The sequence below is a fragment of the Nocardiopsis aegyptia genome, assembly GCF_013410755.1.
Lineage (GTDB): Bacteria > Actinomycetota > Actinomycetes > Streptosporangiales > Streptosporangiaceae > Nocardiopsis > Nocardiopsis aegyptia.
In genome coordinates this window covers 4,065,888-4,085,524 of record NZ_JACCFS010000001.1, presented here as the reverse complement: position 1 = coordinate 4,085,524, position 19,637 = coordinate 4,065,888, and the positions used below count along the sequence as shown (strand labels likewise).

At 71.4% G+C, this 19,637-nt stretch carries 13 protein-coding genes; 4 read left to right on the top strand and 9 right to left on the bottom strand.

What is annotated here, in order from left to right; genetic code table 11:
- Positions 1-3 precede the first annotated feature (3 nt).
- The 3 genes from HNR10_RS18295 to HNR10_RS18285 are packed head-to-tail and all read right to left on the bottom strand — an operon-like array spanning position 4 to position 2,986.
- Positions 4-1,260: an acyl-CoA dehydrogenase family protein gene (locus tag HNR10_RS18295; RefSeq protein WP_179825172.1), complete on the bottom strand. Its 1,257-nt coding sequence runs from the start codon at positions 1,258-1,260 to the stop codon at positions 4-6.
- Positions 1,257-2,537 carry an aspartate aminotransferase family protein gene (locus tag HNR10_RS18290; protein ID WP_218897843.1) on the bottom strand — a complete coding sequence of 427 codons (1,281 nt, stop codon included), beginning with the start codon at positions 2,535-2,537 and terminating at the stop codon, positions 1,257-1,259. The genes HNR10_RS18295 and HNR10_RS18290 overlap by 4 nt, the downstream gene beginning before the upstream one ends.
- Positions 2,534-2,986, bottom strand: coding sequence for a type II toxin-antitoxin system RatA family toxin (locus HNR10_RS18285; protein WP_179825170.1), 453 nt, complete (start codon positions 2,984-2,986; stop codon positions 2,534-2,536). Before HNR10_RS18285 ends, HNR10_RS18290 begins: the two co-directional genes overlap by 4 nt.
- A 455-nt stretch (positions 2,987-3,441) precedes the next feature.
- Here HNR10_RS18285 and HNR10_RS18280 point away from each other — a divergent pair, with 455 nt between their 5' ends.
- From HNR10_RS18280 to HNR10_RS18270, 3 genes are read left to right on the top strand one after another with little or no spacing between them, the layout of a single operon-like run.
- Positions 3,442-4,437 carry a nucleotidyltransferase domain-containing protein gene (locus tag HNR10_RS18280; protein WP_179825168.1) on the top strand — a complete coding sequence of 332 codons (996 nt, stop codon included), beginning with the start codon at positions 3,442-3,444 and terminating at the stop codon, positions 4,435-4,437.
- A complete protein-coding gene (locus HNR10_RS18275; protein ID WP_179825166.1) occupies positions 4,434-4,934 on the top strand; it encodes a hypothetical protein in 501 nt (166 codons plus the stop codon). The genes HNR10_RS18280 and HNR10_RS18275 overlap by 4 nt, the downstream gene beginning before the upstream one ends.
- The gene (locus HNR10_RS18270) at positions 4,922-6,379 is read left to right on the top strand and encodes an MFS transporter (RefSeq protein ID WP_218897842.1); all 1,458 of its coding nucleotides are present in this window, start codon (positions 4,922-4,924) and stop codon (positions 6,377-6,379) included. Before HNR10_RS18275 ends, HNR10_RS18270 begins: the two co-directional genes overlap by 13 nt.
- Before the next feature lie 20 nt (positions 6,380-6,399).
- Here HNR10_RS18270 and HNR10_RS18265 read toward each other — a convergent pair whose 3' ends face one another.
- Together HNR10_RS18265 and HNR10_RS18260 are read right to left on the bottom strand one after the other, a co-directional pair.
- Complete coding sequence (locus HNR10_RS18265) at positions 6,400-6,618, bottom strand: hypothetical protein (RefSeq protein ID WP_179825163.1); 219 nt, start codon at positions 6,616-6,618, stop codon at positions 6,400-6,402.
- A complete protein-coding gene (locus HNR10_RS18260) occupies positions 6,615-7,382 on the bottom strand; it encodes a TetR/AcrR family transcriptional regulator (RefSeq protein ID WP_179825161.1) in 768 nt (255 codons plus the stop codon). Before HNR10_RS18260 ends, HNR10_RS18265 begins: the two co-directional genes overlap by 4 nt.
- A gap of 143 nt (positions 7,383-7,525) precedes the next feature.
- Between HNR10_RS18260 and HNR10_RS18255 the strand changes: the two genes are divergently transcribed.
- Entirely contained in the window at positions 7,526-8,317 is a 792-nt protein-coding gene (locus HNR10_RS18255; RefSeq protein WP_179825158.1) for a siderophore-interacting protein, read from the top strand.
- Between the two features lies 1 nt (position 8,318).
- Here the strand turns inward: HNR10_RS18255 and HNR10_RS30810 are convergent, their stop codons facing one another.
- The 4 genes from HNR10_RS30810 to HNR10_RS18235 all read right to left on the bottom strand — a co-directional run bounded on the left by HNR10_RS30810 (position 8,319) and on the right by HNR10_RS18235 (position 19,618).
- Positions 8,319-10,424, bottom strand: a complete 2,106-nt coding sequence (locus HNR10_RS30810; RefSeq protein WP_218897840.1) for an AfsR/SARP family transcriptional regulator — start codon at positions 10,422-10,424, stop codon at positions 8,319-8,321.
- 719 nt (positions 10,425-11,143) lie between these two features.
- Positions 11,144-12,301 carry an acyl-CoA dehydrogenase family protein gene (locus tag HNR10_RS18245; protein ID WP_179825156.1) on the bottom strand — a complete coding sequence of 386 codons (1,158 nt, stop codon included), beginning with the start codon at positions 12,299-12,301 and terminating at the stop codon, positions 11,144-11,146.
- Positions 12,298-13,080 (bottom strand): thioesterase II family protein, encoded by a 783-nt coding sequence (locus HNR10_RS18240; RefSeq protein WP_179825153.1) that lies wholly within the window; start codon positions 13,078-13,080, stop codon positions 12,298-12,300. The genes HNR10_RS18245 and HNR10_RS18240 overlap by 4 nt, the downstream gene beginning before the upstream one ends.
- Before the next feature lie 40 nt (positions 13,081-13,120).
- Positions 13,121-19,618, bottom strand: coding sequence for a type I polyketide synthase (locus tag HNR10_RS18235; protein ID WP_179825152.1), 6,498 nt, complete (start codon positions 19,616-19,618; stop codon positions 13,121-13,123).
- Positions 19,619-19,637 lie beyond the last annotated feature (19 nt).

The following is a 19,637-nucleotide window of genomic DNA, read 5'->3' as shown; positions in this document are numbered from 1 at the left end:
CGTTCACCGTCGGCCGTCGGCCGCTCCGGGCGCGCGGCCCGCCAGGCCGGGCGCCGACTCGTCCAGGTCCAGGCCCGCCGGGAGCCCCAGGGCACGCCGGGCGAGGTACTGCCGGGTGGCCACCGGGGTGGGCGGGTGGAAGCGGATCGCCTGGGCGTCCCGCCACAGCCGCTCCAACGGCCCGGACCGGGAGTAGGCGGCTCCGCCGCAGGCTTCGGCCAGCGCGCCGACCGCGTCGGGGACCACGCGCAGCGCCCGCTGTTTGACGGCGAGCGCGGTGTCCACCAACCGCTCCGGAGCGGCGCCCGACTCCATGCGGCGCGCCGTGTCGGCGCACGCGGCTTCCAGGGTGAGCAGGGCCGCGACGTGGTCGCCGACGGCCGCCTGGTAGCTGGGCAGCCCGGCACGCGGGCTGTCGAGGTGCGCGATGCGCAGCCTGCCGAGCAGGTCGCCGGCGTGGCGCAGGGCGGCCTGGGCCAGGCCGAGGTAGCAGGCCGTGGCGGTGAGCGCGAACCAGATGGTCCCGGCCGCGAAGACGTCGTCGTCCTCCGACCCGGCGGGGGCCCGGTGGAACACGAGCTCGTCGGGGATCAGGCAGTCCTCCAGGACCAGCGTGTCCGAGCCCGAGCCGCGCATGCCCATCGCGTCCCAGTCCCGGACCACCCTCATCCCGGGTGCCGTGGTCGGCAACAGCGCGACGAGCACGTCCTCGGCCGCGCCCGGCCGCGCCTCGGCCTGGAGCTGGAGGCAGACCAGGTCCGCCTCCGCGGCCAGGGAGCACGGGCGCTTGGTGCCCGACACCCGCCACCCGCCGTCCACCTCCTTCGCGCGCAGCAGCGACCGGGTGGTGGACCCGCCCAGGTTCGGTTCGGCGAACGCCGAGGCGAGCAGGCGGTTCTGGGTGGCGATGGCCTCCATCAGCAACCAGGAGGTGTCCGTGCGCCGCCGCCAGTGCTCCACCATCAGACCGACCGAGAACAGGTGCATGTTGAGGGCGACGGCCAGCGCCGGATCGGCCGCCCCCAGGGCTCGCTGCATGGCGCAGCACCGCACCAGGCCGGCTCCGCCTCCGTGGAACTTCTCCGGGACCGGCCGGCCCGGCCAGTCCAGGGAGCGCAGCAGGTCCAGGCTCTCGCGGGCTGGCACGCCCGCGCGGTCGGACTCCTGTGCCCGTCCGGCGATCGCGGTGAGCGCCTGTTCGGGCAGCTCTGGCTCCACACTCGGCCACAGTCCGTCGAAGGGGTCGGAGAGGGCGCTCATCGCACCGCCTCCCGGGGCCGTACGCCCTCCAGCGCGGACCGGGCCTCGCTCAGCGCGGCGGCCAGCATCTCCAGGGCGGCGCGCACGTCGTCCTCCGTGGCGACCAGCGGCGGCAGCAGCCGCAGGGTCCGCGGCCGGCTGAGGCACGGGGAGACCAGGAGTCCGTGCCGTGCCAGGGCCACGATCACCTCTCCGGCGTGTTCGGGACTGGTGAAGTCGAGGCCCCAGATGAGTCCGCGTCCACGGACCTCGGTCAGGACGTCGGGGAAGTCCGCGCACAGACCCACGAGCCCGCGCCCGATCGACTCGGCGATCAGGGCGCCGTTCTCGGCGTGGTCCTCGACGGCCCGCAGAGCCGCCGGCACCGCCGCCATCGCCAGGGGCTGTCCGCCGAACGTGGAGGTGTGCAGGAACGGGTCGTCGAGGAGCGGCTGGTAGAGCCGGTCGGTGCAGACCGCGGCCGCGACCGGCATCACGCCGCCGCCCAGAGCCTTGCCCAGCAGGACCGCGTCGACCTCCAACCCGCTGCCCAGCGCCGCCGAGCGCTCCCCCGTACGGCGGAGCCCGACCTGGATCTCGTCGGCGACGGTGAAGGCTCCCGCCGCGCGGGCGTCGGCGCACCAGGCGGCCAGGACGTCCTCCCGCAGGGGGACGACCCCGTGTTCACCCTGGACCGGCTCGAACACGACCGCGGCCAGATCGCCCTCGCGGGCCACGCGGCCCACCGCCGCGGCGTCGGCCGGGTCGACGTGCACGACTCCGCCGAGCAGGCCCTCCAGCCCGGTCCGGAACCGTTCCTGGTGGGTGAGCGCGAGCGCGCCGAGGGTCTTGCCGTGGTAGGCGCCCTCCACCGCGACCACCGTTCGTCTGCCGGTGACCAGACGGGCGAGTTTGACCGCCGCCTCGACGACCTCGGCGCCGCCGGTGCCGAAGTAGACCCGGTCCAGCGGTGATCCGAGGTAGCCCGCCAGCTCCTCGGCCGCGGCCGCGGTGAGGGGGTTGCCCAGGGAGCGCGTGGCGACGGGCATCTCGTCGAGCTGCCGGCGCACGGCGTCGACGACGGCCGGGTGCCGGTGCCCGAGCAGCGTGACCGCGTAGGAGCCGAAGTCGAGCACGTCCCGGCCGTCGGAGAGCCGGACCCGGCACCCCTGGCCCCTGACCTCGACCGCTCCCTGGCCGGCGAATTTGCCCGCGAGCGCGAGGGAGGGCGACATGTGCCTGCGCAGTCGACGGTAGGTGGTGGCGGCCAGCCCCGGCGGCGCCGTGTCCGGCGTCACTTCCCGACCTCCGAGGCGTCGCGGGCGCGTGTGCCGAGGCGCCGCAGGATCGCCTGTGAGTTGTCCTCCAGCGCACGCGCCGCCACCGGATTGAGCATGTCGCTCATCATGGGGATGCCGATGTCGAACTCCACGTGCAGCTGCGCGTTCGTCCCCTCCGGGACGGCGGTGACCTGCCAGTACCCGGTGAAGTAGGCCAGGTCGCCCTCGGTCTGGTGGAAGTCGATCCGCTTGCGGGCGGTGTCGATGGACTCCTCTTCCTCCCATTCGAGCTCGGAGCCCTTGAGGAGCACGGACCAGCGGCTGACGCGCCGGTCCCCCTCCCAGGAGATCACCTTGATCTCCCGCACCTCGTCCATGTAGCCGGCGTAGGACTCACTGTCGAGGAGGGCTTCCCACACCTCCTCCGGGCTCGCCCCGGATGTATGGCTTGTCGTGACGGTCGGCATCTTGGGGGCGCCTCTCCTGTTGCTCTGCTGACGGGTCCGGCGTCCGGACCGCCGGGAATTCTTTTCACGGAAATGCGGGGAACCATATCCATTCCAGGAACCGCTCCAGCGATACCGTCCCCTACCTTGCAAACCCATCATGCATGACCCCGCCTTCCCGTCGTCCACCCCCAGTCAACCACCCGGTAACCCACCAGTAAGACCAGGGTAATTTGACGTACACAGTTCGCGAACAACTGATGAGGGATTCCATGTTTCCCCTGATCAGTGCCCTCATCAGGCATGATCCAACGAGAAACAGGGCGCGCCAGCGACCTTGTTTCCGGCATGGGAAAAGTGTCATGCCTACTGTTACCCTTTTGCTCGATGGGCATTGTCGCCACACCACCCATCACAAACACGCAGACCACTCCCCCGCGGTTCAGGAACACGAACACGGAAAGGGGAGACGGAACGTGTCCACCGAACGCGAAGAAGAGGGGGACCTCGTGTCACCGAGTCTCAGTGAGGCCCTGAAAAAGGTCGGGGTCACACCGGAGCAGCTGGCGCAGGCGGGGGGAAGCGTCCTGACGTCGGGGCCCGCCTACCTCGTCGGATCACTCGCCCACGGCCTGGGCAACAGAGGAAGCGACATCGACGTCCAGGTGTTCACGGAGGAGGCCGAGCGCCCGTCTCCTCCGTTCCTGTTCTTCATCGGCCGCACCCCGGTCGATGTGGAGCACTACCCGGCCGCCCACGTCACCGACGTCACCGGCGAGCTCTCCGCCGTGACCGTGTCCACCGCCGTGGGCCCCATGGCCTGTGGTGCCGCCCCCGCCTCCCGTGAACTGCGGTCCCTGACTCGCTGGTGTACGGCCCTCCCGCTCCGGGAGGGGTCACCGGCCCTGCTCGACGACGGGCAGCGGTCCCTGGTGGCCGCCCACCGCAGGCGCTCGGTGCTGGACGCCCTGCTGGAGCGCTGGATGGCGGCCGAGCTGCTGGCCGCGGCGGGGCACGACTCCCCCCACGCCTGGCGCGGTTGCGGCCGAGCACTCCTGCAGCTGGCCGCCGGCACGGGGGATCGCCTGGCCATCGGCGGCAAGTGGCTCGTGGCCAGCGTCCAGCGGTCGGGGGCCGCGGAGTCGCTCGTCTCCGCGGCCGTCCGGGTCCGTGACGGCTCCGAGGTCGCGGGACTCGTCGCCGAACTCGGCCTGCCCGACCTGGACCCGTGGTCGCTGTGCCGGTTCGTCCCTCACCCCCGCAGCGAGGAGGTCAGGCTCGGCCGCGAACGGTACGTCCTGTCCGCGCACGGAGCGCTCCACGGGGGCACGTCCGACGTGCCCGCGGACGCGCCCGACGCCCGGGGGGTCGACGCCGCGGCCGCCGTCGAGGGCATCGGGGCCGGCCTGTGGGCGTTCGAGATCGACCGCGCGGCCGTCACGGCCGCACTGGACGGAGGGGAAGAGCGATGAGGAACGACGAGCGGACCGAGGACGCGTACCGGATGGCGGCTCGGGTGGCCCCTGCCGCCTGGGTGTTCATCGACGAGGTGCAGGCCACGGTGGAGGACGCCGAGGCCGCACTGGCCGACGGGGACTGGGGGACCTGCCTGGAGTCCGCGGCGGAGGCCTATACGGGGATCGTCTACTGCAGACTGATCCTCGACGGTCACCGCTCGCCCTCCGCGGGCCACGAGGTGGCGGTGTGGACCGCGCTGTCCGACTTCCCGGAGAGCCGGGCGCTCCAGCGCCTCGCGACGGGGTTCGAGGCGGACCGTTCAGTGGCCGAGCGGACCTGCGCCGACGTGCGGAGTGCCGCCGACGCGTTCGAGGCCGAACTGCCGCTGCGGCTCCCCGTCATCCGCACCGCCCAGGGCTTCTTCCCGAGCATCCGCGTGGGCGCCGACATCGAGAAGCTGCGCACACGGCTCGGTCTGGCGCCGATCGACTGGATGGAGTGGCGTCTGTGAAGCGCTCCGGCGGGGACGCCGGAGCGAGTGGCGCGCCGGGGCCACGGGGCGCCGCCGGCGACCTGCCGCCGCTGCGCCCGCACCTGCTGACCGTCGCCCTGGTCCTGACCGTCGTCGTCGCCTCGTTCGAGACGACCGCGACCGCCACCCTGATGCCCGCGGCGCTGGAGGAGATCGACGGGACGCCCTTCTACGCCTTCGTGTTCGGTGTGTTCACGCTGGCCCAGCTCGCCGCGCTCGCCGTCGGCGGATGGCTGTGCCCCACGTATGGCCCGGTGCGCACCTTCGTCCTGTCCGCGGTCCTGCACGGGGGCGGTCTGCTCGTCTGTGCCACCGCCCTCTCCCCGTGGTGGCTCCTGGCGGGCCGCGTGCTCCAGGGCGCGGGAACCGGGTTGGCGCTGATATCGGTGTACGTCCTCGTCGGATCCTGCTTCCCGGAGGAACGGCGCGGACGGGTCCTGGGCCTGGTGGCCATGGGCTGGGCGGCACCGGGGCTCCTGGGACCGCCGGTGGCCGGGGTGGTCACCGACGCGGTGAGCTGGCGGGCGGTGCTGCTGCCGGTGCCGATCGTGGAGGCGGCGATGCTGCTGGCGGTGTGGCCGGCCCTGGCCGCCGTCAGCGCCCGGAGACTGGGCCGTGGGACGGCCGCACCGCTGCGCAGCCGCCTCGCTCCGATCGCGCTGGTGAGCACGGGCGTCCTCACCGCCATGACCGCGCCCGACCTCGCCCCGACCGTCGCGCTTCCGCTCGTCCTGGTGTCGGTGGCGCTCATCGTGGTGGGCGCCCGGCCCCTGTTCCCCCCGGGGGCGCTGCGGCTGGCCCGGGGGCTGCCGTCGGCGGTCCTGCTGCGCGGACTGGTCGGCGGGCCCTGGATGGGGCTGCTGTTCGTGGTCCCGCTGGCGCTCGCCGAAGGACGGGGCTACTCCCTGTCCGCTTCCGGCGCGGTCCTGTCCTGCGGTGTCGTCGGCTTCACGATGGGAGGCGTGGTGCACAGCCTCGCCTGGGCGGCGCGCGTGGACCGCGCACGGATGGTCCTCGCGGGCATGGTGCTCCAGGTCGCCGGCATGGGCGCGGTCGCCGCCGGGATCGGGCCCGTGGCGGCCACCGCCGCCTACGTCGGTTGGGGGATGACGGGGCTGGGGGCGAGCCTCGCGGTCACCGCCCTCAACGCGAGTGTGCTCGCACTGGCGGGCGATGCCGACAGGGGCGGCGCCACGTCCGCCATGGCGGTCGGCGACGCGACGACCGCGGCGGTGGTCTCCGGTCTGGCCGGGGCCGCCATAGCCGTCTGGGGGTCCACGGGTCCGGCCGCGGTCACGGCGGCGCAGACGGTCCTTCTCGGGACCGCCGCCGCGCTCGTGCTCCTGATGCCGACCGTCCACCGCCTGCGGCCCGGAGCGGCGGCGAGCACGGATCAGGGCGCGTCGCCGCGGGCCCGGGGGTGAGCGCGGACGCGCCGACGGGCCTACTCCGGCCGGTTCCTCCCGCGGCGGCCGCGCCGCCGCTCCTCACGCACGGCCGTGATCCGGTCCCGGTCCAGGGTGTCCAGCGTCCCGTCCGCCCGCGCCCTGCGGACGGCCCGCGCCCGAGCGGCCCCCCACCAGGCGAGCCCCACCAGTGGGGCGGCCACGACGGCGGCCCACCAGAGGGAACCGGTGGTCCGGCGTTCCCGTGTACTGCTCACGACTCTGTCTCCTCTCGGAAGGGGGCGGTGCCCGGCGCGGGCTCGGCCGGGGGCTCGTACTCCAGCCCCAGCATCGAGCAGAGGTCGGCCAGGCAGTTCTCGAAGATCGGTGTGACGTCGGAGTAGGCGAAGTCCAGCTGTCTGAACACCTCCATGCACAGCAGCCCGTAGAGGCGTATCCAGCAGGACAGGAACACATGGGCCGCTCCGGGCGGGAGCCTGCCGTCGAGCATGCCCGAGTAGCGGACCATCTGGTCGCGCAGGGAGTCGGGCAGGTCCTCCGTCTCCGGGACACCGAAGGGGCTCTTCTCCCACAGCCGCACGACCTCGTCGAGGAAGACCTGCTCGAAGTTGAGTCCGGCCAGGAGCCGAGGCGACCGGGCCTCGGGCTGGTCCGGCCCCGGGATCGGACTGGCGAACATCCAGTCGAACTCGGCCGGGTGGGCGGTCACCCACGACCGCATGGCCCGGCACATGCCCAGCAGGCGCCGTGAGGAGTCCTCCTCGGAGTAGGCGTGGCGCGCCTTCTCCATCACCTCGCCCAGCTCCTGGTAGAAGTCGGCGGTCACGGCTCCGACCAGTTCCTCGTGACTCGAGTAGTAGCGGTACAGCGCCGGCCCGCTCATCCCCATCTCCCGTGCCACGGCGTTGATCGTGACGGCCGCGGACCCCTGGCGGACCAGCAGCCCGTGGGCGACGGAGCGGATCTCGACCAGGGTGGCTTCGCGTATCCGCTCGCGCCTGTTCATCGCCGGTGCCGCCATCTCTACCTCCACCAGAACCGTGTGACTGATACTAGAGACCCTATCGCAAACTAGAAGCATTAACTATAGTGATAGTGTCTAACGTAAGATGTGACGGGACGGCGGTCGAACGCACCGTCCCCCTGTGTGATTGGAGTTCTCCGATGGAGAAGCACCTCACGTCCTCGCCCCGCCGTTCCTCCCGGAACCCCCTCGTCCGCCACTTCTCGCAGTTCAACGACGAGGGGACCGTGACCGAGGCGGAACTGGTCACGCCTTCCCTGCGGCGCATCCGCGTGGAGTCCCCGGCCCTGGCCGAACGGCCCTACACGCCGGGGCAGCACGTCAGGATGGAGATCAACGACCCGCTGTCGCTGTACGGCATCCTGCGGCCCTCGCAGACGCTGCGGACCTACACGATCTGGGACCATTCCGCGGACGAGGGCTACTTCGAGATCCGCGTCCACCTGTACGACGGCGAGGGGATCGGGTTGAACTGGGCCCGCACCGTCGAGCCGGGGGACAAGGTGGTCTTCTGGGGGCCCATGGGCGACTTCGTCGTCACCGACCCGCCCCCCTTCCTGCTCTTCGTCGGCGAGGAGACGGCGTCGGCCGCCTTCGGCCCCATGATCCGGGCGCTGCCGCCCGGTGTGGACACGCATGTCGTCACGCAGAGCGAGTCGCCCGATCACGACGTCCCCATCCCCCACCCCGCCGCGGGCACCATCCGCGTCCACCGGTCCCACCGCGACGGGGCCTCTCCCGTGTCCTCCGCGGACATGGTCGCCGCCGTGGCCGGGACCCCGCTGCCCGACCGTCCGGGCCGCGCCTACGTCGCAGGCGAGGCCCGGACCTGTCAGATGGTCCGCGACCACCTCGTCAAGGTGAGGGGGTGGGAGCGCACCGACATCCGCACCAAGCCCTTCTGGGTCCCCGGCAAGCAGGGACTGCACTGAGTCACACCCCGAAGGACGGCGTGGCCGGCGAGGGCCGGAAGAAGCCTCCCCCGGAGCCACGGGTGGTGTCGATGGTGAGGGTGGTGAAACGGTTGGCCCCTCCTCCCCATCCCGGTCTGTCACGCAACAGCTGCACGTGGGCCACCGCGATCACGAGCAGGGGGACGCTGGAGGGGCCCTCCCCCAGTTCCTCGACGAACTCCAGAAGGGGGTCGGCGGCATGGTGGAGGTCATCGAAGACGGTGACCATGGGGCGGTCGTGCGCCGCGCCCAGGAGGAAGTAGCGGAGCATGCCCCAGGGCTCCTTCGTGCTCGCCCGCGTGGCCCCGGGCGCTCCCTCCTGGGCGGACTGATCGGAGAACGTGCGCACGAGGCGCTCGATGTCCATCGGCGCGGGCAGCGCCGAGGACCCGCCCGTACCGTGCTCCGGCAGCGCACCCAGGCACGCGGCGGGCAGGGCTCCCGCCGTGTCCGACCGACAGGCTTCGAGGGCCCTGCCCATGAGGATCCGTGCGTCCCAGGCGTGCTGCGAGAAGCAGTGTTCGAAACCCGTGAGGAGGCGGTCGCGATCGTCCTGCGACTCCCACAGGAGAGTCACGAGATGGGGCGTACGGTACTGACGGACCCAGTCCAGCAACCCGCCGAGGAACAGCAGCTCGGGCTGGTGCTCCGCGGAGTCCGCCCGGGCCCCCTCGGCGCGGCGAGCGGTCCGGACACGGCGCACCGTCCAGCACGCGACGCGACCGCCGTCGGCCGGGGCGTAGTCCACCTCGGCCCGTGTGGCCTCCCAGGTCCTCTCGCACACGCGTATCCGTCCGGTGGAGGCGACGCCGAGGATCTCCTGGCACCGGGCCGCCAACGCGTCGGCGCGGCCCCCGTCCCCGCTGCCGGCCGTCGCCACGGCCGCGCTCAGGTGGATACCGGCCGGTGCGCCATCCTCGACGGCCGCGACCGCGGCGCGGACCGCACGTACGGCGTGGTCGGCGGGGCCTCCGTCGGATGCGCCCTCGAAGGACACCAGCCAGGAGCCGTCCTCGTACTCCGCCACCCTGCCCGCGAAACGCCGCACCCCAGCGTGCATCCGCTCGGCCACCAGACCGCGCAGGCGTTCCGAGTACGCCGCCCTGCCCCCCTCCCTCGCCGGGTCGGCGCGGACCAGCAGGACACTCGACGCCGGCTCCTCCCGGGGTGCGGGGGCCGACGCCTCGGGGCGGGCGGGCCCCGGCGCGGATCCGGCCGCGCCCGTCCGGTTCCGTACCCGGACGAGCCCCTCGCCCCCACGACCCGACGCGGAACGCCCGCTGAGGACCGGCGCCGGCTCGCGCCACTCCCGCCCGGCCGGGAACTGCAGCGACGGGTCCTGGTTGAGGATCGCCTGCTGGAGCTCCTGCAGCTCGCGCCCCGGTTCCAGTCCCAACTCCTCGACCAGGGCCTGGCGGACCCGGCCGTAGACGTTGAGCGCCTCGGCCTGGCGCCCGCACCGGTAGAGCACGGTCATCAGCTGCCCGGAGAAGCCCTCCCGCAGCGGCTCCTCCTCCACCTGGGCCTCCAGCCGGCCCAGCACGGCACGGTGCCGGCCGCAGTCGAGCTCGGCCTGGAAGTAGTCCTCCAGGGCGTCCAGGCGCGAGTTCTGCGCGGTGGCCAGCTCAGGCCAGGAGAGTCCCACCTCGACGAGGTCGGAGAGGACGGGGCCCCGCCACAGGTCCAACGCCTGTCTGAGGATGCCGGCCGCCTGCTCCGGGGACCCCGACACCAGTTCGGCCCTGCCCTCGGCGAACTTCTGCTGGAAGACGTGCAGGTCGACGTCGTCGACATTGACGCGCAGCATGTAGCCGGGCGTCTGTGTCACCAGAGCGACGGACCCCGTGTGCGGTCCGTGCGAGGAGAGCACTCCGCGCAGGCCCCACACGGCGTTCTGGAGGATCTTGCGCGCGGTCACGGGTGCGGCTCCCGTCGGCCACAGCGCCTCGACCAGCCGACTCGTCGCGACGACGCGGTTGGCGTTCAGAAGAAGGAATCCGAGGGTCGCCCGTTGCTTGATCCCGCCCAGAGCGACTCGCCCCTCCCGGCCTGCCAACTCCAACGGTCCAAGTACCTGAAATCGCAAATCAACTCCTCATCAACGGGTGTCGGCAATTCGCTTCAGTCGATACTCCATATCTCGGGAACCCTCGATCCCCGGACGACCGGACTCCTCTCCCATGACCAGGTGAAACTCGTCGACAACGGCAGGGACACCGCCCACCGCCCCCGGAACACCCGAACGGCTTCGCCGGGGGCCGATACCGAAACCTGCGGTAACACGCGTCTTCCGCTTGGACAGGTGGGTCGGCGCAGGGATCCACAGAAAGTTGAATATGGAACTATCGGCAGGCGGCGAAGGAGGAGGCGACCAAGGCCGCACCGACGCCGGACAGTGGCGGCTCGCACTGACCCCGCAAGCGCCTGACCAGGAATGGAACACGAAGACGAACGCGCCGTTCCACCTCCGTCAAGATCATTGTCAGACCGCGTTCAGGGGGCCACACCGTTAGTGCCCATCACATAAGTTTATAGACCTTTCTCGTCCTAATACGCAAGCACACCAACGGCGACACCCGACCCCTCGAAGTGCGCACGCTGGGCCGAACGTGCGTCACCAAGAGCCACACGCGCCCCGCGGAATCAAGTCGAACGCGCCTGACCTGCACGTCCAGCAGGCGAGAACATGAATTAAGCATCACATAAAGCAAGCAGTCAATCACAAGGAGAAGCAAAGGACCGTGCGCATATATTTGCACACGGTCCAGATCCGGCCACCACACGGCCGAAATACGCGAGAAACACTCAGGTTCTGCGGCCACCCGGCACGACATATCGCTTGTACACGAGTTCCCGCAACACGTCGTCACCGCCCTCGACTATCGAGATATAACGCATATCGCGCATGAGCTTTCCGATCGGTGACTCCTGCGTGTATCCCAGACCACCGAACATCTGCGAACCGCTGTCGACCACCTGCCATCCCGCCTGACCGCAGAACATCTTGGCGGTCACCGCCTGTTTGACCGTGCCCTGGCGGGCCAGACGTGCCGCCGCGTCGGGGGACTCCCTGATCTCGTCGAACTCGCGTGCCGCGGCTCGGCAGTGGCTGCGCATGACGTCGATCTGCATCTCCATCTGCCCGAGTTTCGCGGCGAACACGGGGTTGGCGGCCAGCGGCGCCCCTCTCAGCCTCTTGTCACGGGCGTACTCCAGGCACAGGTCCCGGATCCGCCGGGAGATCCCGAGGGCCGTGGTCGCGATCAGGATCCGGCTCGCGTTGAGCCCGATCTCCAACAGGCGCAGCCCCGGGCCGGCCAGCGCGTTGCCCACGGGCACCCGGCACTCGCGCAGGCTCACCTGGTAGGTGCCGGAGGAACGGAGTCCGATCATGTCCCAGCGCTTGACGACATGGACCCCCGGCGTGTCACGAGGCACGACGATCGCCCCGTAGGAGTCCGGGTCCGTGGACGATCGGGCGATGACGACGAGGAAGTCCGCGAACCCGGCGTTGGTGGAGAAGTACTTCTCCCCGGTGACGACCAGTTCGTTCCCGTCCCGCGTCACCGTGGTCTCGATGTTGGCCAGTTCGCTCCCGGCCGCCATCTCACTGCCCAGCGTCGCGCAGAACGATCCCCGCTCCCCCATCGGTGCGAGGCAGCGCTCCTTGAGTTCGTCGGAGCCGTACAACTCGACCATCGTGGTGCCGAGGATCGAGATGAACAGGGTGAAGGCGGCTCCCGCGTCACCGTAGGACAGCTCGCTGGTGATGTCGACGCCGTCCACGAGCGAGAGCCCCCGACCGCCGTACTCCTTGGGCAGCCACCAGTTGGCCGCTCCCGTCCGGGCGAACTCCTGGTAGATCGGTAGTGGCGCGGTCTCCAAGGAGTCGAGGTAGGCCTGTCGGGGCACCAGATGCCTGGCCGTGAACTCGCGCACGTCCGCCAGGATCTCCTCGCTCATACGGTGCTCTCCGTCCCGCCGGCGCGCACGGGGAGCAGGGCCTTCAGGTCCTCGGCGACCAGTTCGGCCACCTCCGACAGGGCCCCGTCGATGAAGAAGTGGCCTCCCTCGAAGACCTCCATCCGAGCCGGCCGTGCGCTGTGCCCGTTCCAGGCGCGCACCAGCTCCACCGGCGCCACCGGGTCGGCCCTGCCGACCAGCATCGTCATCGGCACGTCCAGGGGCTCCCCGGGCGTCCACGCGTAGGTGCGCAGCGCACGGTAGTCGGACCGCAGGGCGGGCATGACCATGGCGCGCAGGTCGGGATCGTCGAAGACCGCCTCGGCCGTGCCGCCGAGGTCGCGCACGTGCGCGACCAGTTCCTCCTCGTCCGTGTGCTGATCGGCGACCGTCGGCCCGACCCCCGGAGCGGCGCGCCCGGACACGAACAGCCGCACGGGCAGGGGCGACCCGCGACGCACCAGGTGCCGGGCGGTCTCGTAGGCGACCAGCGCACCCATGCTGTGCCCGAAGAAGGCGAAGGGACGGTCGGACTCCTCCGCGGCGAGGGCACGGGCGACCATCCCGGCCAGGTCGACGATGTCGCCCACCCCCGGTTCGGACCTGCGGTCCTGCCTACCGGGGTACTGCACTCCCGCCACGTCGATGCCCGCGGTGTCGGCGAGGCGGCGGGCGAGTGGGACGTAGTAGCTGGACGCTCCCCCCGCGTGCGGGAAGCAGATGAGGCGGACGCCGCCGTCCACGGGCGGCGCGAGCCTGCGAAACCACGTTCTCTCCATGTCCGTCCTTTCCTGTGCGATGCGTGCGGGGCCCGCGGCTTCAGGCCCCCGGCTCCGGAACCGGCGGGAAGTAGCCGGTCTCGACGAAGAAGTCCACGTACGTGTCGATGAGGTCCGTGGTCGGCTCCGGGCACCGGAGTCCGACCGCCGCCAGCAGCTCGTCGGTCTCGGAGGTGTCGAATCCCGGAAAGCGGACGGCGGAGTCCATCGCGAGCAGCTCGAAGGAGTCCAGCAGCGGGTTCATCGCGTTGCCCCGGTCCGCGCGGACACGCTCCCTCCACGGTCCGCGGTCCAACTCCTCCAGCCGGTATCCGCGCTCGCCCAGGCGGCGGACGAGTTCCGCGAAGCCCACACCGGCCGGGTTGTACAGGTGGAAGTCGCGGCCGCGGGACCGGGGGTCGCGGGACAGGTGCACGATGGCCGCGCCGACGTAGTCGACGGGTGTCAGGTGGACCTCGCCGGTCAGGGAGCTCGGCACGCACTCCGCCTGGAGGAGCCCGCGCAGGCTCAGCCAGACGAAGTCCCGGGTCTGGCAGGCGCCGTTGACCTCGTCGCCCGAGATCACGTCGACGCGGTAGACGGAGACCGGCACCCCGCGCTCCCTGGCCAGGCCGATGACCTGTTCGGCGACCCACTTGCTCTGGACGTAGCCGGTGGGCAGCGCCTCTCCCGGCCCCGTACGGTCGGTGGTCTTGACGGCCGGGAGCGCCTGGGCCCCCGCGTCGGGTGCCGCCTCGGGTGAGAACACACCGGTGGTGGAGACGTGGTGCACGGGGACGGCCCGGTGGCGGGTGGCGAGCCGCAGGACCTCCCTGACCCCGCCGACGTTGACCGCGCGCAGTTCGCCGTAGGGGAGGAGCCAGTTGACCGAGGCCCCCGCGTGGTAGATCGCGTCCACGGTGGCGGACAGGGCGTCGAAACGCTCCTCGCCCAGGCCCAGGAGCGGGGCGGCGAGGTCTCCGGGGACCACCTTCAACCGGTCGGGGTCGATCTCGTCCCAGACGCGGTACCACCGCAGGTTCTCGCGCAGCCGTTCCGACGCGCCGGCCTCGTCGTCGCCCCGCACCAGGCAGTGGATCCGGGCCCGGGTGCTCCGCATCAGGTCGCGGAGCAGGAACGCGCCCAGGAATCCCGTCGCACCGGTCAGCAGGACCTCCCGCGGCTCCTCGTCCACGGGGACGGCCTCTCCCGACGGCCGGATGTCGTCGGGCAGGTGGATCTCGGCGGCGAAGTCGACCGCCGAGCGCGATGGCCCGTCCGCCCGGGAGGAGGTCTCCACCAGCCGGGTGCGCAGGTAGGCGGCCAGGTCGCTCGGCGTGGGATGGTCGAAGACGACGGTGGGAGCCAGCCGCAGCCCGGTGGCCGATTCCAGCCGGTTGCGCAGTTCGACGGACGTCAGCGAGTCGAAGCCCAGCTCGGGGAAGGGCGACGAGGAGGCCAGGGCGCCCGGATCGGTATGGCCGAGGACCTCGGCCACCTCGGTCCGGACGGCGTCGAGGACGATCCGGAGCTGTTCGTGCTCCGCCCTCCCGTGGAGGAGTGCGGCCAGCCGCCTGCGCCCGGAGTCGGCGTTGCGCGCCGCGGGGCGGACGGTGCGCCGCGCCAGACCGGTGAGGACGAGCGGAATCCGGTCGGGGTGCTCGCGCAGCACCGAGAGGTCCATGGGGGCGGCCACGAGGGCGGGCTCGCCCAGCGCGAGCGCCGCGTCGAGCATGGCCGTGCCGTCCCCGGGGAGGACGGGGCGGAAGCCGGCGCGTGCGATGCGGTTGAGGTCGACCTCTCCCAGGTGCCCGGTCATGCCCGTCTCCTGCTTCCACAGGCCCCACGCCAGCGACGTCGCCGGCAGGCCCTGGTCGGACCTGTACCGGGCCAGGGAGTCCAGGAAGGCGTTGGCGGCGGCGTAGTTGGCTTGGCCGGGGCCGCCGATCACGCCCGCGATGGACGAGAACAGCACGAACGCCGTCAGGTCGGCGTCCAGGGTGAGCTCGTGCAGGTTCCAGGCCGCGTCCACCTTCGGACGCAGGACGCGGTCCACCTGCTCCGGGGTCAGGCCGGTCAGGACACCGTCGTCGAGGACTCCGGCGGTGTGCACCACACCGGTCAGCGGGTGCCCCTCCGGGATCCGGGCGAGTGCTGTCGCCAGGGACTCCCGGTCGGCGACGTCGCAGGCGGCGATGTCCACGGATCCGCCCATCGCCTCCAGTTCCGCGCGCAGGGCGGCGGACTCCGGGGCCTGCTCACCGCGCCTGCTGAGCAGCAGCAGGCGCTCCACCCCGTGCTCGGCGACCAGGTGCCGTGCGACCAGGGCTCCCAGGGCGCCGGTTCCACCGGTGACCAGGACCGTCCCGCGGGAGTCCCAGGACGCGGGCTCCGGTGCGCGGCCGGCGCCCGAGCCAACCTGTCCGACCCTGGGCACGCGGGCCGCGCCCGAGCGGAGCAGGATCTGCGGCTCCCCGGTGGCCACGGCGGCGGGCAGGGCCTCGGCCGAGGCGGGACCGCCGTCCGTGTCGACCAGGACGAAGCGTTCGGGCGCCTCGGACTGGGCCGAGCGCAGCAGGCCCCAGACCGCGGCCGCGCCGGGGTCGGTGACGGTGTCGCCCACGGCTCCGCTGGTCACCACCACCAGCCGGGAGTCGGCGAGCGCGTCCTCGGCGAGCCAGGACCGCAGGACGTCGAGGGTGCCGTGGACCAGCGCCCGCACACGGTCGGCCGTCCCGGTGCCGTCGGCCGGGGGCACGGGCAGGAGGACGGTCTCCGGTACCGCACCTCCGGCGACGATCCGAGCGACATCGGTGAAGGGTTCGGCGTCCGGGAGTCCCGGCAGGCTCCCCGCGGCCCCGGCCGGGGCCGGCAGCAGCCCCCAGCGCGGTGTCCGCCCTCCTGAGGGAAGGGGGCGGGGGGACCAGTCGAGGGAGAAGAGCGCGTCGTGGCCGCGCGGGTTCCGGCGTGCCGTGCGTTCGTCCGCGGGGAGGAGGGTCGGCAGTGAGCCCACCACGGCCACGGGTCCGCCCGCCCTGTCGTGGAGTACGGCGGACAGGCCTCCGTCCGTCCATGTGAGGCGGGCGCGCACCGCGACCGCTCCGGAGGCGATGAGCCGGACCCCCGCCCACTCCGCGGCGGAGGGGGCGGCACCACCGGTGGCCTCGTCGGCCTCGGCCTCGGCCGCCGCCCGGCGCACCGCTTCGAGCAGCACCGGGTGCAGGACGTAGGAGGCGGCGTCCTCGTGCAGGCCGGAGGGGAGGTCGGCCTCGACGAAGAGGTCCTTCCCCTCGGTCCAGGTACGGACCCGGGGAGTGGAGCCGCCCTCCTCCTCGTCCGGATCGGCCGGCTCGACGGGGACCGCCCCGGAAGGCGGCCATTCGACGAGGTCGGGGACCGGTTCGGGAGCAGCGACGCCCACGGTGGCCGACGCGGTGAGGGTCCAGTCGGTGGAGTCGCGGGACTCGGCCCGCGAGTGCACCGTCACCGCACGCGAACCCGCCTCATCGGCCTCGCCCACGCGCACCTGCACCAGCACACCGCCCCGCTCGGGCAGCACCAACGGCTCCGTGACGGTCAACTCCTCCAGGACCGAAGCCCCGAACTCGTCCCCCGCGCGCACCACCGACTCCACCAGCACCGCACCGGGCACCACCACACGCCCCGACACCCGGTAATCCGCCAACCACGGATGCGTGCGCAGCGACAACCGGCCGGTGAACAGCACCTCACCACCGCCGGCGACCTCCACCCCCGCCCCCAGCAACGGATGACCCGTCGCACTCAGACCCAACGCGGCCGTGTCCGCCTGTCGGTGGCGTTCCCCCAACCAGAACCGCCGACGCTCGAACGCATACGTCGGCAAATCCACCCGAGACCCACCCACGAACACCCGAGCCCAATCCACCCCCACACCACGAACAAACACCTCACCCAACGACAACAAAAACCGACCCCAACCCCCCTCACCACGACGCAACGACCCCACAAACCCCACATCAACACCACACACACCACCCGTCTGCTCCACCCCCACCCCCAACATCGGATGACCAGACACCTCCACAAAAACCGAAGAACCACCCCCCAACACACACCGCACCGCATCCTCGAACAACACCGGCTCCCGCAAACCCCTCACCCAATAACCAGCACCCAACTCCTCACCCTCAACAACACCACCCACCAAACCCGAAACAAAAGGAACCTCCGACGCCGAAGGAACAACCCCCTCCAACAAACCCAACAACTCACCCGACACCTCATCCACCAACGGCGAATGCGACGCATAATCCACATCCAACCGCCAACACCTCACACCACCCCCCTCACACCACCCAACAAACTCCTCCAACGCCCCCAACTCACCCGACACCACCACCGAACCAGGCCCATTCACCACCCCCACCCACAAACGACCAGACCACCCCTCCAAAAACCCCTCAACCTCACCCCGAGACGCACCCACCACCACCATCCCCCCACGCCCCGACAACCCCCGCAACACCCGAGAACGCACCGCCACCACACGCGCCGCATCCTCCAACGACAACGCCCCCGCCACACACGCCGCCGCAATCTCCCCCTGCGAATGCCCCACCACCGCAGACGGCACCACACCACACGAACGCCACAACGCAGCCAACGACACCATCACCGAAAACAACACCGGCTGCACCACATCCACCCGATCCAAACCCGGCGCACCCCCCACCCCCCGAACCACATCCTCCAAATCCCAATCCACCCACCCCGACAACGCACGACCACACTCCGCCATCCGAGCAGCAAAAACCGGCGAAGAATCCCACAACTCCACCGCCATCCCCACCCACTGATGCCCCTGACCCGGAAAAACAAAAACCACACCAGGAACACCCGACACACCCTGCGAACCCCACACCACACCCGGACCCCCACCCCCGGACACCACACCCTCCAACCCCTCCAACAACTCACCCCGACCAGAACCCACCACCACACCCCGCACCGGCATCACCGCACGCGAAGACACCAACGAAAAACCCACATCAGAAACAGAAACACCCCCACCCCCCCGCACAAACCCCGCCAACCGACCCGCCTGACCACGCAAACCACCCTCAGAACGAGCCGACACCACCCACGCCACAGCAGAGGGATCGGTGACCACGGCCGGCTGGTCGTCCGGCTCCTCACGCTCCACGGGGACGACCTCCTCCGGAGGCGCCTCCTCCACGATCACGTGGGCGTTGGTGCCGCTGACTCCGAAGGAGGACACGCCCGCGCGGCGGGGGCGCTCCTCACGCGGCCAGGGACGGGCCCGGTCCAGCAACTCGACGCGCCCGGAGTCCCACTCCACGAACGGGGTGGGCTCCTCCGCGTACAGGCTCCGCGGCATCTGCCCGTGGCGCATCGCCTGCACCATCTTGATCACGCCGCCCACACCCGCGGCCGCCACACTGTGGCCGATGTTCGACTTCAGGGAACCGAGGTAGAGCGGGCGGTCCTCCGGCCGGCCCTGCCCGTAGGTCGCCAGCAGCGCCTGCGCCTCGATCGGGTCACCCAGCCGGGTGCCCGTTCCATGCGCCTCCACCACGTCCACATCCGCCGCCGACAACCCCGCGTTCTCCAACGCCTTGCGGATCACCCGCTCCTGGGAGGGGCCGTTGGGAGCGGTGAGCCCGTTCGATGCCCCGTCCTGGTTCACCGCGCTGCCCCGGACCAGCGCCAGCACCCGGTGCCCCAGACGACGCGCGTCCGACAGACGCTCCACCACGAGGAGCCCCGCGCCCTCCGACCACGACGTGCCGTCCGCCGCCGCCGAGAACGACTTGCAGCGGCCGTCCGGTGCCAGCCCGCCCTGGCGGGCGAAGTCGATGAACCCGCCCGGATCCGCGTTGACGGTCACGCCCCCGGCCAGCGCCAGATCGCATTCGCCCGCACGCAGCGACTGGGCCGCCAGGTGCAGGGCCACCAGCGATGACGAGCACGCCGTGTCCAGGGAGACGGCCGGACCCTCCAGGCCGAGCGTGTAGGAGACCCGTCCCGAGGCGACGCTGCCGAGCTTGCCCGTCATGAGGTAGCCCTGAAGCTCCTCCGGCGCGTTGAGCCCCAGGTAGCTCTCCTCCACCACACCGACGAAGACCCCGGTCGAGCTGCCACGCAGGGAGGTGGGGTCGATCCTCGCGTGCTCGACCGCCTCCCACGCCGTCTCCAGCAGAACGCGCTGCTGGGGGTCCATGGCCAGGGCCTCGCGCGGGGAGATCCCGAAGAACGCGGCGTCGAAACCGGCCGCGTCGGCGAGGAACCCGGACTCGCGGGTCGTGGTCCACCTGGCCAGCTCCTCGGGGTCCCATCCCCGGTCCGGCGGGAACTCCGTGATGGCGTCGACCCCGTCGGCGACCAGGTCCCAGAGGGAGTCGGCGTCCTCGACACCGCCCGGGTACCTGCACGCCATCCCCACGATGGCGATGGGTTCGTCATCGTGCGCCTCCAGCTCCTCGATCCGTCGGCGCGCCTTGCGCAGGTCCTCGGTGACCCACTTGAGGTAGTCGACGAGCTTCTCGGCGTCAGCCATGGGAATCCCCTGTCCTTGA

Coding starts and splice junctions, on each gene's coding strand:
- HNR10_RS18295 (WP_179825172.1), bottom strand. CDS start 1,260: ATGAGCGCCCTCTCCGACCCCTTCGACGGACTGTGGCCGAGTGTGGAG.
- HNR10_RS18285 (WP_179825170.1), bottom strand. CDS start 2,986: ATGCCGACCGTCACGACAAGCCATACATCCGGGGCGAGCCCGGAGGAG.
- HNR10_RS18275 (WP_179825166.1), top strand. CDS start 4,434: ATGAGGAACGACGAGCGGACCGAGGACGCGTACCGGATGGCGGCTCGG.
- HNR10_RS18260 (WP_179825161.1), bottom strand. CDS start 7,382: ATGGCGGCACCGGCGATGAACAGGCGCGAGCGGATACGCGAAGCCACC.
- HNR10_RS18255 (WP_179825158.1), top strand. CDS start 7,526: ATGGAGAAGCACCTCACGTCCTCGCCCCGCCGTTCCTCCCGGAACCCC.
- HNR10_RS18245 (WP_179825156.1), bottom strand. CDS start 12,301: ATGAGCGAGGAGATCCTGGCGGACGTGCGCGAGTTCACGGCCAGGCAT.
- HNR10_RS18240 (WP_179825153.1), bottom strand. CDS start 13,080: ATGGAGAGAACGTGGTTTCGCAGGCTCGCGCCGCCCGTGGACGGCGGC.
- HNR10_RS18235 (WP_179825152.1), bottom strand. CDS start 19,618: ATGGCTGACGCCGAGAAGCTCGTCGACTACCTCAAGTGGGTCACCGAG.